General features: G+C 65.2%; 24 protein-coding genes. 1 reads left to right on the top strand and 23 read right to left on the bottom strand.

Going from position 1 to position 12,581, the window contains the following annotated elements; genetic code table 11:
• Window positions 1–10: 10 nt before the first annotated feature.
• The 23 genes from AC07FA_RS23985 to rpsJ form a co-directional block, all read right to left on the bottom strand.
• Window positions 11–670, bottom strand: a complete 660-nt coding sequence (locus AC07FA_RS23985; RefSeq protein WP_479078080.1) for an adenylate kinase — start codon at window positions 668–670, stop codon at window positions 11–13.
• Complete coding sequence (gene secY, locus AC07FA_RS23980; RefSeq protein ID WP_479078079.1) at window positions 670–1,989, bottom strand: preprotein translocase subunit SecY; 1,320 nt, start codon at window positions 1,987–1,989, stop codon at window positions 670–672. Before secY ends, AC07FA_RS23985 begins: the two co-directional genes overlap by 1 nt.
• A 224-nt stretch (window positions 1,990–2,213) precedes the next feature.
• The gene (gene rplO, locus AC07FA_RS23975) at window positions 2,214–2,669 is read right to left on the bottom strand and encodes a 50S ribosomal protein L15 (protein WP_014047794.1); all 456 of its coding nucleotides are present in this window, start codon (window positions 2,667–2,669) and stop codon (window positions 2,214–2,216) included.
• A 1-nt stretch (window position 2,670) separates the two neighbouring features.
• A complete protein-coding gene (gene rpmD, locus AC07FA_RS23970) occupies window positions 2,671–2,853 on the bottom strand; it encodes a 50S ribosomal protein L30 (RefSeq protein WP_003966943.1) in 183 nt (60 codons plus the stop codon).
• Entirely contained in the window at window positions 2,853–3,458 is a 606-nt protein-coding gene (rpsE, locus tag AC07FA_RS23965; protein ID WP_056796577.1) for a 30S ribosomal protein S5, read from the bottom strand. The genes rpmD and rpsE overlap by 1 nt, the downstream gene beginning before the upstream one ends.
• Window positions 3,459–3,505: 47 nt before the next feature.
• On the bottom strand, window positions 3,506–3,889 hold the full coding sequence (gene rplR / locus AC07FA_RS23960) for a 50S ribosomal protein L18 (protein ID WP_069171153.1): 384 nt from the start codon (window positions 3,887–3,889) through the stop codon (window positions 3,506–3,508).
• A 3-nt stretch (window positions 3,890–3,892) separates the two neighbouring features.
• Entirely contained in the window at window positions 3,893–4,432 is a 540-nt protein-coding gene (gene rplF, locus AC07FA_RS23955) for a 50S ribosomal protein L6 (protein ID WP_383781754.1), read from the bottom strand.
• 21 nt (window positions 4,433–4,453) lie between these two features.
• The gene (gene rpsH, locus AC07FA_RS23950; RefSeq protein WP_028439249.1) at window positions 4,454–4,852 is read right to left on the bottom strand and encodes a 30S ribosomal protein S8; all 399 of its coding nucleotides are present in this window, start codon (window positions 4,850–4,852) and stop codon (window positions 4,454–4,456) included.
• Window positions 4,853–5,076: 224 nt separating this feature from the next.
• Window positions 5,077–5,262: a type Z 30S ribosomal protein S14 gene (locus AC07FA_RS23945; RefSeq protein WP_003948630.1), complete on the bottom strand. Its 186-nt coding sequence runs from the start codon at window positions 5,260–5,262 to the stop codon at window positions 5,077–5,079.
• 2 nt (window positions 5,263–5,264) lie between these two features.
• Window positions 5,265–5,822: a 50S ribosomal protein L5 gene (gene rplE / locus AC07FA_RS23940; RefSeq protein ID WP_073718383.1), complete on the bottom strand. Its 558-nt coding sequence runs from the start codon at window positions 5,820–5,822 to the stop codon at window positions 5,265–5,267.
• Entirely contained in the window at window positions 5,822–6,145 is a 324-nt protein-coding gene (gene rplX / locus AC07FA_RS23935) for a 50S ribosomal protein L24 (RefSeq protein ID WP_018550616.1), read from the bottom strand. Before rplX ends, rplE begins: the two co-directional genes overlap by 1 nt.
• A gap of 2 nt (window positions 6,146–6,147) precedes the next feature.
• The gene (gene rplN / locus AC07FA_RS23930; protein WP_003966950.1) at window positions 6,148–6,516 is read right to left on the bottom strand and encodes a 50S ribosomal protein L14; all 369 of its coding nucleotides are present in this window, start codon (window positions 6,514–6,516) and stop codon (window positions 6,148–6,150) included.
• A 106-nt stretch (window positions 6,517–6,622) separates the two neighbouring features.
• Window positions 6,623–6,907: a 30S ribosomal protein S17 gene (gene rpsQ / locus AC07FA_RS23925; protein ID WP_328905325.1), complete on the bottom strand. Its 285-nt coding sequence runs from the start codon at window positions 6,905–6,907 to the stop codon at window positions 6,623–6,625.
• Window positions 6,907–7,131 (bottom strand): 50S ribosomal protein L29, encoded by a 225-nt coding sequence (gene rpmC / locus AC07FA_RS23920; RefSeq protein ID WP_014047786.1) that lies wholly within the window; start codon window positions 7,129–7,131, stop codon window positions 6,907–6,909. The genes rpsQ and rpmC overlap by 1 nt, the downstream gene beginning before the upstream one ends.
• The gene (rplP, locus tag AC07FA_RS23915; RefSeq protein ID WP_014154587.1) at window positions 7,131–7,550 is read right to left on the bottom strand and encodes a 50S ribosomal protein L16; all 420 of its coding nucleotides are present in this window, start codon (window positions 7,548–7,550) and stop codon (window positions 7,131–7,133) included. Before rplP ends, rpmC begins: the two co-directional genes overlap by 1 nt.
• A gap of 5 nt (window positions 7,551–7,555) precedes the next feature.
• Complete coding sequence (gene rpsC, locus AC07FA_RS23910) at window positions 7,556–8,395, bottom strand: 30S ribosomal protein S3 (protein WP_479078077.1); 840 nt, start codon at window positions 8,393–8,395, stop codon at window positions 7,556–7,558.
• Window positions 8,395–8,742, bottom strand: a complete 348-nt coding sequence (rplV, locus tag AC07FA_RS23905) for a 50S ribosomal protein L22 (RefSeq protein WP_004571827.1) — start codon at window positions 8,740–8,742, stop codon at window positions 8,395–8,397. Before rplV ends, rpsC begins: the two co-directional genes overlap by 1 nt.
• 43 nt (window positions 8,743–8,785) lie before the next feature.
• A complete protein-coding gene (rpsS, locus tag AC07FA_RS23900; RefSeq protein ID WP_003966956.1) occupies window positions 8,786–9,067 on the bottom strand; it encodes a 30S ribosomal protein S19 in 282 nt (93 codons plus the stop codon).
• Between the two features lie 12 nt (window positions 9,068–9,079).
• The gene (rplB, locus tag AC07FA_RS23895; protein WP_003966957.1) at window positions 9,080–9,916 is read right to left on the bottom strand and encodes a 50S ribosomal protein L2; all 837 of its coding nucleotides are present in this window, start codon (window positions 9,914–9,916) and stop codon (window positions 9,080–9,082) included.
• 39 nt (window positions 9,917–9,955) lie between these two features.
• The gene (gene rplW, locus AC07FA_RS23890; protein ID WP_031096361.1) at window positions 9,956–10,294 is read right to left on the bottom strand and encodes a 50S ribosomal protein L23; all 339 of its coding nucleotides are present in this window, start codon (window positions 10,292–10,294) and stop codon (window positions 9,956–9,958) included.
• Window positions 10,294–10,944: a 50S ribosomal protein L4 gene (rplD, locus tag AC07FA_RS23885; protein ID WP_328905322.1), complete on the bottom strand. Its 651-nt coding sequence runs from the start codon at window positions 10,942–10,944 to the stop codon at window positions 10,294–10,296. The genes rplW and rplD overlap by 1 nt, the downstream gene beginning before the upstream one ends.
• 4 nt (window positions 10,945–10,948) lie before the next feature.
• Window positions 10,949–11,593, bottom strand: a complete 645-nt coding sequence (rplC, locus tag AC07FA_RS23880; protein WP_328905321.1) for a 50S ribosomal protein L3 — start codon at window positions 11,591–11,593, stop codon at window positions 10,949–10,951.
• Between the two features lie 14 nt (window positions 11,594–11,607).
• Window positions 11,608–11,916, bottom strand: a complete 309-nt coding sequence (gene rpsJ, locus AC07FA_RS23875) for a 30S ribosomal protein S10 (RefSeq protein ID WP_003948644.1) — start codon at window positions 11,914–11,916, stop codon at window positions 11,608–11,610.
• 382 nt (window positions 11,917–12,298) lie between these two features.
• On the opposite strand from rpsJ, the gene AC07FA_RS23870 reads away from it, so the two are divergent.
• Window positions 12,299–12,487: a hypothetical protein gene (locus AC07FA_RS23870; RefSeq protein WP_479078075.1), complete on the top strand. Its 189-nt coding sequence runs from the start codon at window positions 12,299–12,301 to the stop codon at window positions 12,485–12,487.
• Window positions 12,488–12,581 lie beyond the last annotated feature (94 nt).

Here is a 12,581-nt window from a genome sequence, read left to right as displayed (position 1 = left end):
GCGGGAGGTCTCAGCCCTCGTCGGACTTCTTGAGAGCCTCCATGGCCCGCTCGGTCACGTCCGTGACCTTGCCGAGCGCGGAGATGGTGACCACCAGGCCCTGGGCCCTGTAGTAGTCGATGATCGGCTCGGTCTCCGTGTGGTAGACCTCCAGCCGGGTCCTGACCGTCTCCTCGCTGTCGTCGTCCCGCTGGTACAGCTCGCCGCCGCAGGCGTCGCAGACGCCCTCGGTCTTCGGCTGGTTGTACGTCACGTGGAAGACGTGCGCGCTGTCGTTCCGGCAGATGCGGCGGCCGGCGATGCGCTTGACCACCTCGTCCTCGGGGACCTCGAGGTCCAGAACCGCGTCCAGCTTGACGCTCTCGCTCCGGAGGATCCCGTCGAGAGCCTCGGCCTGTCCCACATTGCGGGGGAAGCCGTCGAGCAGGAAGCCGTCGGCGGCGTCCGGCTGGGACATGCGGTCCTTGGCCATCCCGATGGTGACCTCGTCCGGCACCAGCTGCCCCGCGTCCATGTAGGCGCGGGCCTGCTTGCCAAGGTCGGTGCCCTGGCTGATGTTGGCGCGGAAGAGGTCGCCCGTGGAGATGTGCGGAATCGACAGGTTCTTGGCAAGGTACGCAGCCTGCGTTCCCTTGCCGGCACCGGGCGGCCCGACGAGGACGATTCGCATCAGCGGAGGAACCCTTCGTAATTGCGCTGCTGGAGCTGACTCTCGATCTGCTTCACGGTTTCCAGACCCACACCCACGATGATGAGGATGCTCGTCCCGCCGAACGGGAAGTTCTGGTTGGCTCCGCCGAAGCCTGCCAACGCCATCGTCGGCACAAGAGCGATCAGACCCAGATACAGCGAGCCCGGCCAAGTGATCCTGTTGAGCACGTAGCTCAGGTACTCGGCGGTCGGGCGACCAGCCCGGATGCCCGGGATGAAGCCACCATACTTCTTCATGTTGTCGGCGACTTCCTCGGGGTTGAACGAGATCGCCACGTAGAAGAAGGCGAAGAACACGATCAACAGGAAGTACGTCGCGATGTAGTACGGGTGGTCACCCTTGACGAAGTGATCCTTGATCCATGTCGCCCAGCCCGCAGTGGAGTTGGAGAACTGGACGATCAGGGCCGGGATGTAGAGCAGCGAAGAAGCGAAGATGACGGGAATCACACCCGCCTGGTTCACCTTCAGCGGGATGTACGTGGACGTACCGCCGTAGGACCTGCGCCCGATCATGCGCTTCGCGTACTGCACCGGGATACGGCGCTGGGCCTGCTCGACGAAGACGACGAGCCCGACCATCACGAAGCCGATGAGGATGACGGTGGCGAACTCGATCCAGCCGTCCGCGAGCTTGCCGCTCGTCTTGATGGCCCACAGGGCGCCGGGGAAGCTGGCGGCGATCGAGATGAACATCAGGATCGACATGCCGTTGCCGATGCCGCGGTCGGTGATGAGCTCACCGAGCCACATCACGGCGGCGGTTCCGGCGGTCATGGTGAGGACCATGACGACCGTCGTGAAGATCGACTGGTTCGGCACGATCTGGTCGGCGACAGGGCAGCCGCTGAACAGTGCGCCGCTACGGGCGGTCGCCACCAGGCCGGTGCCCTGGAGGATGGCGAGCGCGACGGTCAGATAACGCGTGTACTGCGTGATCTTGCCCTGGCCCGACTGTCCCTCCTTCTTGAGGGCTTCGAGCCTGGGGATGACGACGGTCAGCAGCTGAAGAATGATGCTGGCCGTGATGTACGGCATGATGCCGAGCGCGAAGATCGTGATCTGCAGCAGTGCACCACCGCTGAACATGTTCACCAGGCCGAAGAGGCTGTTGTTGCCCTCGCTTGCCTGATTGACACAGGTCTGGACGTTTTCGTAGCTCACTCCCGGGACGGGAATGTGTGCCCCGAGACGGTAGAGCACGATGATGCCGAGCGTGAAGAACAGCTTCTTGCGCAGGTCGGGCGTCTTGAACGCCCGGGCGAACGCGGTGAGCACGGTGCCTCCTGCGACCCCCGCGCAATGCGTAGAGGTGACGGTCTTGAGGATCGACGATTAGGTAACAGTCAAAGGTCCCCGGGCTGGCGCCCAGGGGGTTAGCACACAACAACGCTGGCCACCTTACCGGCGACCATGCCCCCCTAGGAACGACCAACCGGGGATGCCCCATATGAGAGGCATCCCCGGTCGGATGTTCAGGCCACCAGCTTGTCCGAGTTGTCTCAGACGAGCTCGGTGACAGTGCCGCCCGCAGCGGCAATCTTCTCCTTGGCGGAGCCGGAAACGGCGTCAACCGAAACCTGCAGCGCCACGGAGATCTCGCCCTGTCCGAGGACCTTGACGAGGTGGTTGTTGCGCACAGCGCCCTTGGCGACCAGATCGGCCACCGTGACCTCTCCACCCTCGGGGTAGAGCGTCGCGAGCTTGTCCAGGTTCACGACCTGGTACTCCGTGCGGAACGGGTTCTTGAAGCCCTTGAGCTTCGGGAGACGCATGTGGAGGGGCATCTGGCCACCCTCGAAGCGCTCCGGAACCTGGTAACGAGCCTTCGTACCCTTGGTACCACGGCCTGCGGTCTTACCCTTGGACGCCTCACCACGACCCACACGGGTCTTGGCGGTCTTGGCGCCCGGGGCAGGCCGGAGGTTGTGGGCCTTCAGCGGGCTGTTCTCCGCCATGTCAGTCAACCTCCTCAACCGTCACGAGGTGGCGGACGGTGTGAACCATTCCGCGGAACTCGGGGCGGTCCTCCTTGACAACCGAGTCGTTCAGGCGCTTGAGCCCGAGCGAACGCAGTGTGTCGCGGTGGTTCTGCTTGCTGCCGATGTACGACTTCGTCTGCGTGATCTTGAGGCGAGCCATTACGCACCCGCTCCCGCACGTGCACGAAGCAGAGCCGCGGGGGCGACGTCCTCGAGGGGCAGACCACGGCGAGCCGCGATCTCCTCGGGACGCTGCAGGCCCTGAAGGGCCGCCACGGTCGCATGCACGATGTTGATCGGGTTCGAAGAACCGAGCGACTTCGACAGGATGTCGTGAACGCCGGCGCACTCCAGAACGGCGCGCACCGGGCCACCCGCGATCACACCGGTACCGGGGGAAGCAGGCTTGAGCAGAACGACGCCCGCAGCCTTCTCGCCCTGGATCGGGTGAGGGATGGTGCCCTGGATACGCGGAACCTTGAAGAAGCTCTTCTTGGCCTCTTCAACGCCCTTGGCGATGGCCGCGGGAACTTCCTTGGCCTTGCCGTATCCGACACCGACGGTGCCGTCACCATCGCCTACCACGACAAGCGCGGTAAAGCTGAAGCGACGACCACCCTTCACAACCTTGGCGACGCGGTTGATCGCGACGACGCGCTCGACGTACGCGGTCTTCTCGGCGGCGCTTGCGCCACCGTCACGGCCCTTCCGGTCCCGCCGCTCGCCGCCACCGGCACCGCTTCCGCGGCGCTGGGGTCCAGCCATTGGAATTACCTCTCTCTGTTACGTCCGCTGTGCGTAGGAACCGGGGCTTAGAACTTCAGCCCGGCTTCACGGGCGGCGTCAGCCAGAGCGGCAATCCGCCCGGCGTACTGGTTACCACCGCGGTCAAACACGACGGCCTCGACGCCTGCGGCCTTGGCGCGCTCGGCGACCAGGGCCCCGACCTGCTTGGCCAGGGTGCTCTTGTCACCCTCGCCACCACGGATGGAGGCGTCCAGGGTCGACGCCGACGCGAGCGTGTGGCCCGCGATGTCGTCGATGACCTGAGCCACCATGTGGCGGTTGGAACGCGTCACAACCAGGCGCGGCCGCTCCGGCGAACCGGAGATGTGCTTGCGGACGCGGATGTGGCGGCGCTTGAGGGCGGCACGCTTGTAGGCGTCACCCTTGGCGATCTTTACACCGTATGCCATGGCTTACTTACCCGCCTTTCCGACCTTGCGGCGGATAACCTCGCCGGCGTACTTGACGCCCTTGGCCTTGTACGGGTCGGGCTTCCGCAGCTTGCGGATCTTCGCGGAGACCTCGCCGACCTTCTGCTTGTCGATGCCCTCGACACTGAACTTCGTGGGCGACTCGACCTTGAAGGTGATGCCTTCCGGAGCCTCGATGAGGATCGGGTGGCTGTAACCCAGGGCGAACTCCAGGTTGGAGCCCTTCGCCTGGACTCGGTAACCGACACCGCTGATCTCGAGCGCCTTGCTGTATCCCGAGGTCACGCCGGTGATCATGTTCGCCACCAGCGTGCGGGACAGGCCGTGAAGGGCCTTGTTCTGACGCTCGTCGTTAGGGCGGACGACGTTGAGCACGCCGTCCTCACCCTTGGTGACCTCGATCGGCGCGGCAACGGTGTGCGAGAGGGTGCCCTTGGGGCCCTTCACCGCTACCGTGCGGCCATCGATGGTGACGTCCACACCGGCGGGAACCTGGATGGGGAGCTTGCCGATTCGCGACATGAGCTGTTCCTCCGTTCCCGACTACCAGACGTAGGCGAGGACTTCCCCACCTACGCCCTTCTTGCTGGCCTGCTGGCCGGTCAGGAGACCGTGGGACGTGGAGATGATCGCCACGCCCAGGCCGCCGAGAACCTTCGGCAGGTTGGTGGACTTTGCGTAAACACGCAGACCCGGCTTCGAGATTCGCTTGATGCCGGCGATCGAGCGCTCGCGGTTCGGGCCGAACTTCAGCTCGAGGACAAGGTTCTTTCCAACCTCGGCGTCCTCGACCTTCCAGCCGGTGATGAAGCCCTCCTGCTGGAGGATCTCCGCGATGTGCGACTTGATCTTGCTGTGCGGCATCGCGACGTCGTCGTGATACGCCGAGTTCGCGTTGCGCAGACGCGTGAGCATGTCTGCGATGGGATCAGTCATGGTCATGAGTTGGCCTTCGGCCTCTCTCGCCGGGGTTTCCTGTATGCGCCATCCCTCTCCCCACTCAGTGGCGGGACGGGTGCGGTGCGGGGACCTACGGCGTAGTAAGTCGGTCTTGGGCGGCAGGCGCCCAACCCCACAAGCCTACGGCATGTGAGGCCGGGCTCCTGCCGACCAGATGCTTACCGAGAGTCTCCGGGTATTCCCAACGCCCAAGGGGCGAAGGAGAATTACCAGGAGCTCTTGGTCACGCCCGGCAGCTCGCCACGGTGAGCCATCTCACGAAGGCACACGCGGCACAGGCCGAACTTGCGGTAGACGGAGTGCGGCCGGCCGCAGCGCTGGCAGCGGGTGTACCCGCGGACGCCGAACTTCGGCTTACGGGCGGCCTTAGCGATCAGAGCCTTCTTCGCCACGGTCAGTTCTCCTTGAACGGGAAGCCGAGGTGACGAAGGAGGGCACGACCCTCGTCGTCGTTGGTCGCCGTGGTGACCACGGTGATGTCCATGCCCCGGACCCGGTCGATCTTGTCCTGGTCGATCTCGTGGAACATGACCTGCTCCGTGAGACCGAAGGTGTAGTTGCCACGGCCGTCGAACTGCTTCGGCGACAGGCCGCGGAAGTCACGGATACGCGGAAGCGCGAGCGACAGCGTACGGTCCAGGAACTCCCACATGCGGTCACCACGGAGGGTGACGTGGCAGCCGATCGGCTGCCCCTCGCGCAGCTTGAACTGCGCGATCGACTTGCGGGCCTTGGTGACGGCCGGCTTCTGACCGGTGATCGTGGTGAGGTCCTTGACGGCCCCGTCGATCAGCTTGGAGTCGCGGGCGGCGTCGCCCACACCCATGTTGACCACGATCTTGACCAGACCGGGAACCTGCATGACGTTCTCGTAGGAGAACTCCTCACGCAGCTTGCCGGCGATTTCCTCGCGGTAGCGCGTCTTGAGACGCGGCGCTGTGGTGGTAGTCATCAGATGTCCTCACCGGTGCGCTTGGCAACGCGGATCTTGTTGCCCTCGTCGTCAAAGCGGTAGCCGACGCGAGTAACGACCTTGTTGCCGTCCTTCTCAACAACCAGCTGCACGTTGCTGACGTGGACGGGGGCCTCGGTCGTCACAATGCCACCGGTCTGCGAACCGCGAGCGGTCTGACCGGCCTTCGTGTGCTTCTTGACCCGGTTGACACCCTCGACGAGGACGCGGTCCTGAGCAGGGTAGGCAACGATGACCTTGCCCTGCTTGCCCTTGTCCTTACCGGTGATGACCTGAACCAGGTCGCCCTTCTTGATCTTCATGCTTACAGCACCTCCGGCGCGAGCGAGATGATCTTCATGAACTTCTTCTCGCGCAGCTCTCGGCCCACCGGGCCGAAGATACGGGTGCCGCGGGGGTCGCCGTCGTTCTTCAGAATGACGGCAGCGTTCTCGTCGAAGCGGATGTACGAGCCATCCTGACGACGACGCTCCTTGACGGTGCGAACGATGACGGCCTTGACGACGTCACCCTTCTTCACGTTGCCACCGGGGATTGCGTCCTTGACGGTGGCGACGATGACGTCACCGATGCCCGCGTAGCGGCGACCCGAGCCACCGAGAACACGGATGGTGAGAATTTCCTTCGCACCCGTGTTGTCGGCGACACGAAGTCGCGACTCCTGCTGGATCACGTCTATCTCCTGATCGTCTGCCGGTTCCCGGCGGGGGTCACTCCGTTACGGAGCGGACCCCCACCGAGCCTGGCGGAACTGTCCTGAGGGGAAACCCCCTCAGGGATTACTTGGCCTTCTCGAGGATCTCGACGATGCGCCAGCGCTTCGTCGCAGACAGCGGCCGCGTCTCCATGATGACAACACGGTCGCCGACGCCGGCAGAGTTCTGCTCGTCGTGGGCCTTGAGCTTGTTCGTACGGCGGATGACCTTGCCGTACAGCGCGTGCTTGACGCGGTCCTCGACAGCGACGACGACGGTCTTGTCCATCTTGTCGCTGACGACGAGACCCTCACGGGTCTTGCGGAATCCGCGCTGCTCAGTCGTCTCAGTCACATTCTTCTCGCTCATCAGACGCTCTCCACCGTCTCGATGCCCAGCTCGCGCTCGCGCATCAGGGTGTAGATCCGGGCGATGTCCTTACGGACGGACTTGAGCCGACCGTGGTTCTCGAGCTGGCCCGTCGCCGCCTGGAAGCGGAGGTTGAACAGCTCTTCCTTGGCCTCGCGGAGCTTGTTGAGGAGCTCCTCGTTGCCCAGCTCGCGCAGCTCGGACGCCTTGGTACCGGCCGACATCACGACTCACCTGCCTCGCGCCGAACGATCCGGCACTTCATCGGAAGCTTGTGAGCAGCGCGGGTAAGCGCCTCACGAGCAATCTTCTCGTTCGGGTAGGACAGCTCGAACATCACCCGACCCGGCTTGACGTTCGCGATCCACCACTCGGGAGAACCCTTACCGGAACCCATGCGGGTCTCGGCAGGCTTCTTCGTCAGGGGACGGTCCGGATAAATGTTGATCCAGACCTTTCCGCCACGCTTGATGTGGCGGGTCATCGCGATACGAGCGGCCTCGATCTGGCGGTTCGTCACGTACGCCGGGGACAGCGCCTGGATGCCGTACTCGCCGAACGCAACCTGCGTGCCACCCTTGGACATACCGCTGCGCTTCGGGTGGTGCTGCTTGCGGTGCTTGACCCTACGGGGGATCAGCATTTCGGTCAGGCCTCCGTTCCGGTGCTCTCAGCCGGAGCAGCGGCGACGGGAGCGTCGGCCTTGGGGGCCTCCGCTGCCGGCGCGGACTGCTGCGGCTTGCGGCCTCCGCGACCGCCACGCTCGCCACCACTGCGGCCACCGCGGCCGGCGGGACGCTCAGCGCCACGAGCCGGACGGTTACCGGCACGGGCCGCAGCGTTCTCGGCGCGGACCTCGGCGATGTTCTTGACGTCGCCCTTGTAGATCCAGACCTTCACACCGATACGGCCGAAGGTCGTCTTGGCCTCGAAGAAGCCGTAGTCCACGTTCGCGCGGAGCGTGTGCAGGGGCACGCGGCCCTCGCGGTAGAACTCCGAGCGGGACATCTCGGCGCCGCCGAGGCGACCGCCGCACTGGATCTTGATGCCCTTGGCGCCGGCCTTCATCGTGCTCTGCATGCTCTTACGCATGGCACGACGGAAGGAGACGCGGGAGGAGAGCTGCTCGGCGACGGCCTGGGCCACCAGCTGAGCGTCCACCTCGGGGTTCTTGACCTCGAGGATGTTCAGCTGGACCTGCTTGCCGGTCAGCTTCTCCAGCTCGCCACGGATGCGGTCGGCCTCGGCGCCACGGCGACCGATGACGATGCCCGGGCGGGCGGTGTGGATGTCGACACGGACGCGGTCGCGGGTGCGCTCGATCTCAACCTTCGAGATACCGGCACGCTCCATGCCCTTCGTCATCATGCGACGAATGGCAACGTCTTCCTTGACGTAGTCCTTGTACAGCTTGTCGGCGTACCAACGGGACTTGAAGTCCGTGGTAATGCCGAGCCGGAACCCATGCGGGTTAACCTTCTGGCCCATTACCGGGTTCCTTCCTTGCTGCTGACGACCACGGTGATGTGGCTGGTCCGCTTACGGATCCGGTAGGCACGGCCCTGAGCACGCGGACGGAACCGCTTCAGGGTCGGGCCCTCGTCCACGTACGCCTCGCTGATGACCAGCGAAGAGGCGTCGGTGTGGTCGTAGTTGTGTGCAGCGTTGGCAATGGCGCTGTCAAGCACCTTGCCAACCGGCACGCTCGCGGCCTGCGGGGCGAAACGCAGGACCGCCTGAGCCTCCGTGGCATCCATGCCACGGATGAGGTCCACCACTCGGCGGGCCTTCATGGGCGTGACGCGGATGTACCGCGCCTGGGCCCTGGCTTCCATGGTTGTCCCTTCGGTGTAAGTCATAGTCGTTTCCACCCCGCGCTTAGCGGCGCTTCGACTTCCGGTCGTCCTTGACGTGGCCGCGGAAGGTGCGAGTCGGCGAGAACTCGCCGAGCTTGTGGCCGACCATCGACTCGGTGACGAACACCGGGACATGGATCTTGCCGTTGTGCACCGCGATGGTGTGACCCAGCATGGCCGGGACGATCATCGAGCGACGGGACCAGGTCTTGATGACGTTCTTGGTGCCTGCCTCGTTCTGTACGTCCACCTTCTTGATGAGGTGGCCGTCGACGAAGGGCCCCTTCTTGAGACTGCGCGGCATCTAAACCCGCTCCTAGCGCTTCTTGTTCGTCTTGCGGCGGCGGACGATGTACTTGTTCGATGCCTTCTTCGGCGAACGAGTACGACCTTCCTTCTGACCCCACGGCGAGACCGGGTGACGTCCACCGGAGGTCTTGCCTTCACCACCACCGTGCGGGTGGTCAACCGGGTTCATCGCGACACCGCGGACGGTCGGGCGAACGCCCTTCCAGCGCATACGGCCGGCCTTGCCCCAGTTGATGTTCGACTGCTCGGCGTTGCCGACCTCGCCGATGGTGGCGCGGCAGCGGGCGTCGACCAGGCGGATCTCACCCGACGGCATACGAAGGTGGGCCATGGTGCCCTCCTTCGCCAGCAGCTGCACGGAGGCACCCGCGGAACGGGCGAACTTCGCGCCGCCGCCGGGCCGCAGCTCGATGGCGTGGATGGTCGTACCGACCGGGATGTTACGCAGCGCCAGGTTGTTGCCGGGCTTGATGTCTGCGGTCGGACCGTTCTCGACACGGTCACCCTGCGACAGGCCACGGGGAGCGACGATGTAACGCTTCTCGCCGTCCGCGTAGTGCAGCAGCGCGATGCGCGCGGTGCGGTTCGGGTCGTACTCGATGTGCGCGACCTTGGCCGGCACGCCGTCCTTGTCGTGACGACGGAAGTCGATCACTCGGTAGGCGCGCTTGTGGCCACCGCCCTGGTGGCGAACGGTCACACGACCGGCGTTGTTACGGCCGCCCTTGCTGTGCAGGGGGCGGACCAGCGACTTCTCCGGCGTGGACCGCGTGATCTCGACAAAGTCGGCGACGCTGGAGCCACGACGGCCCGGGGTCGTCGGCTTGTACTTGCGGATACCCATTTCTCAGTCCTCGTCCGATTCCGGACGACTCGACCTCCGTCAGGAGGTCGGGCCGCCGAAGATGTCGATACGGTCGCCCTCGGCGAGGGTCACGATGGCGCGCTTGGTGTCAGCGCGCTTGCCGAAGCCGGTCTTGGTCCGCTTGCGCTTGCCCTGCCGGTTGATCGTGTTGACCCCGGTGACCTTGACCGAGAAGACCGCTTCCACGGCCTGCTTGATCTGGGTCTTGTTGGAGCCGGGCGCGACGATGAACGTGTACTTGTTCTCGTCGAGCAGCGCATAGCTCTTCTCGGAGACAACCGGCTTGACGAGAACGTCACGCGGGTCCGAGTAGGTCTTGCTCGTGATGGTCGAGCTGGTAACGGTCGCCTCGCTCATCAGGCGTCGCTCCCTTCGGTCTCAGCGGTCTGGGGGCCAGACACGAAGGACTCGAAAGCGGCCTGGGTGAAGACCACGTCGTCAGAGACGATCACGTCGTACGTGTTCAGCTGGCCCGGCTCCAGGATGTGCACCTGGGGCAGGTTGCGTGCGGACAGCCACGCGGCCTCGTCGGCGCGGTCGACGACCAGGAGCAGGTTGGAGCGCTCCGAGATCTTGCCGAACAGCGTCTTGGCGGCCTTCGTGGAAACTCCACCCTCGACCACGCCGGTGACGACGTGGATGCGGGAGTGACGCGCCCGGTCGGAGAGGGCACCGCGCAGGGCGGCGGCCTTCATCTTCTTCGGGGTGCGCTGCGAGTAGTCGCGCGGCTGCGGGCCGTGGACGACGCCACCGCCGGCGAACTGCGGCGCGCGGGTCGAACCCTGGCGCGCGCGGCCGGTGCCCTTCTGGCGGTAAGGCTTGCGGCCACCACCACGGACTTCGCCGCGACGCTTGGTCTTGTGCGTGCCCTGACGGGCAGCTGCCAGCTGTGCGACAACGACCTGGTGGATCAGCGGAACGCTGGTCTTCGCGTCGAAGATCTCCGCGGGGAGCTCGACGGTACCGGCCTTGTCGCCTGCCGGCGAAAGGATGTCAATGGTGCTCATTACCTCAAGCCCCCTTGGCCGCGGTACGGACCAGGACGAGGCCGCCGTTCGGACCGGGGACTGCGCCCTTGATGAGGAGCAGACCCTTCTCCGCGTCAACCGCGTGGATGGTCAGGTTCTGGGTGGTGACGCGCTCGTTACCCATCCGGCCGGCCATGCGCATGCCCTTGAAGACACGCCCAGGGGTGGCGCAGCCACCGATCGAACCGGGGGAACGGTGCTTGCGCTGGACGCCGTGACCGGCGCCGAGGCCCTTGAAGTTGTGACGCTTCATGACACCGGCGAAGCCCTTGCCCTTGCTCTTGCCCGTGACGTCAACCTTGACGCCGGACTCGAACACCTCGGCAGTGATCTCCTGGCCCAGCGTGTACTCGCTGGAGTCAGGGGTGCGGAGCTCCACCAGGTGGCGGCGGGGGGTCACGTCGGCCTTGGCGAAGTGGCCCTTGAGGGGCTTGTTCACCTTGCGAGGGTCGATCTCGCCGAAGGCGATCTGGACCGACTCGTAGCCGTCGCTGTCGTTCGTACGAACCTGCGTCACGACGCACGGCCCGGCCTTGACGACGGTCACCGGGACAACCCGGTTGTTCTCGTCCCAGACCTGGGTCATGCCGAGCTTCTCGCCCAGGACGCCCTTGATGTTCTTGCTCATCTCGGCCCGTCCCCTCAGAGCTTGATCTCGATGTCGACGCCAGCCGGCAGGTCGAGGCGCATCAGCGAGTCAACCGTCTTCGGCGTGGGGTCGAGAATGTCGATGAGGCGCTTGTGCGTGCGCATCTCGAAGTGCTCGCGAGAGTCCTTGTACTTGTGCGGCGACTTGATGACGCAGTACACGTTCTTCTCAGTGGGCAGCGGCACCGGGCCCGCGACCGACGCACCAGTGCGGGTCACCGTCTCGACGATCTTCTTCGCCGAGGAGTCGATGACCTCGTGGTCGTAGGCCTTGAGCCGGATGCGGATCTTCTGTCCCGCCATGGCTACTAGTAGTCCTGTCTCTCAGTAACGCTCTGGAACCCGGGGGTTCTCGTAACTCCGTCTCCGACCCACGCGGTCGGGCGTGTCGCATCCCCTCTACGAAGATCTCCCGAAGGATTTCCCAACCAAGGGGGTGCGGGCCCTCAGACCTCGCGACCGGGGGCGGAACACCCACCGGGTGCCTGGTCGGCGCCCTGCCTAACTTCCCGAAAGATTCCCGTACGTCCGACCCGCATGGGGTCGACGAGTACCGTGGGACTCGCTTCCGGTCCTCCCGGCGGGAGGCGCGCAGCATTGACACTCAACCGAGCAACCTGGTCAGTGTGCCATACGGGGCACGAGCCTGGCCAATCGGGCGGAGGATCTTACCCCCCGGGGTCGTTTGGTCAAACGCGGGCACGAACGGCCGCACCTGCGGGGCTTCCGCCCGTCCCCGGGAAACTCCCCCGGTCGTGACGCGCGCCCCGACCTGGAGCACTTCCCCCTCTCCCCCGCCCACCAGGGCCACGGCTTCGCCCTGGAGTCGGAGAACCCCGTCGACGTCTTCACGGTCCGCGCACCCGGGTCCTGAGCAGGGCAACCCTTACGTCCCCGCGCCCGTCTACTCCCTCGCGGGAACGGCCCTGCCGGCCGTGACCCGCGTCGAAGCGGTGGTACGCAGCCCA

Source organism: Streptomyces sp. NPDC045968 (genome assembly GCF_056430475.1).
The sequence above is the reverse complement of the archived record's forward strand: the minus strand, read 5'-3'. Positions and strand labels throughout refer to the sequence as shown.

Bases quoted from the DNA above. Each gene is read 5' to 3' on its own strand.
- rplO (WP_014047794.1), bottom strand. From the start codon at position 2,669: ATGGCGGAGAACAGCCCGCTGAAGGCCCACAACCTCCGGCCTGCCCCG.
- rplV (WP_004571827.1), bottom strand. From the start codon at position 8,742: ATGGAAGCCAGGGCCCAGGCGCGGTACATCCGCGTCACGCCCATGAAG.
- rplB (WP_003966957.1), bottom strand. From the start codon at position 9,916: ATGGGTATCCGCAAGTACAAGCCGACGACCCCGGGCCGTCGTGGCTCC.
- rpsS (WP_003966956.1), bottom strand. From the start codon at position 9,067: ATGCCGCGCAGTCTCAAGAAGGGGCCCTTCGTCGACGGCCACCTCATC.
- rplR (WP_069171153.1), bottom strand. From the start codon at position 3,889: ATGGCATACGGTGTAAAGATCGCCAAGGGTGACGCCTACAAGCGTGCC.
- rplC (WP_328905321.1), bottom strand. From the start codon at position 11,593: ATGAGCAAGAACATCAAGGGCGTCCTGGGCGAGAAGCTCGGCATGACC.
- rpsE (WP_056796577.1), bottom strand. From the start codon at position 3,458: ATGGCTGGACCCCAGCGCCGCGGAAGCGGTGCCGGTGGCGGCGAGCGG.
- rpsQ (WP_328905325.1), bottom strand. From the start codon at position 6,907: ATGAGCGAGAAGAATGTGACTGAGACGACTGAGCAGCGCGGATTCCGC.
- rplE (WP_073718383.1), bottom strand. From the start codon at position 5,822: ATGACTACCACCACAGCGCCGCGTCTCAAGACGCGCTACCGCGAGGAA.
- rplF (WP_383781754.1), bottom strand. From the start codon at position 4,432: ATGTCGCGAATCGGCAAGCTCCCCATCCAGGTTCCCGCCGGTGTGGAC.
- rpmC (WP_014047786.1), bottom strand. From the start codon at position 7,131: ATGTCGGCCGGTACCAAGGCGTCCGAGCTGCGCGAGCTGGGCAACGAG.
- rplD (WP_328905322.1), bottom strand. From the start codon at position 10,944: ATGAGCACCATTGACATCCTTTCGCCGGCAGGCGACAAGGCCGGTACC.
- rplP (WP_014154587.1), bottom strand. From the start codon at position 7,550: ATGCTGATCCCCCGTAGGGTCAAGCACCGCAAGCAGCACCACCCGAAG.
- rpsJ (WP_003948644.1), bottom strand. From the start codon at position 11,916: ATGGCGGGACAGAAGATCCGCATCCGGCTCAAGGCCTACGACCACGAG.
- rpsC (WP_479078077.1), bottom strand. From the start codon at position 8,395: ATGGGCCAGAAGGTTAACCCGCATGGGTTCCGGCTCGGCATTACCACG.
- rplX (WP_018550616.1), bottom strand. From the start codon at position 6,145: ATGAAGATCAAGAAGGGCGACCTGGTTCAGGTCATCACCGGTAAGGAC.
- rplW (WP_031096361.1), bottom strand. From the start codon at position 10,294: ATGAGCGAGGCGACCGTTACCAGCTCGACCATCACGAGCAAGACCTAC.
- rpsH (WP_028439249.1), bottom strand. From the start codon at position 4,852: ATGACCATGACTGATCCCATCGCAGACATGCTCACGCGTCTGCGCAAC.
- AC07FA_RS23985 (WP_479078080.1), bottom strand. From the start codon at position 670: ATGCGAATCGTCCTCGTCGGGCCGCCCGGTGCCGGCAAGGGAACGCAG.
- rpmD (WP_003966943.1), bottom strand. From the start codon at position 2,853: ATGGCTCGCCTCAAGATCACGCAGACGAAGTCGTACATCGGCAGCAAG.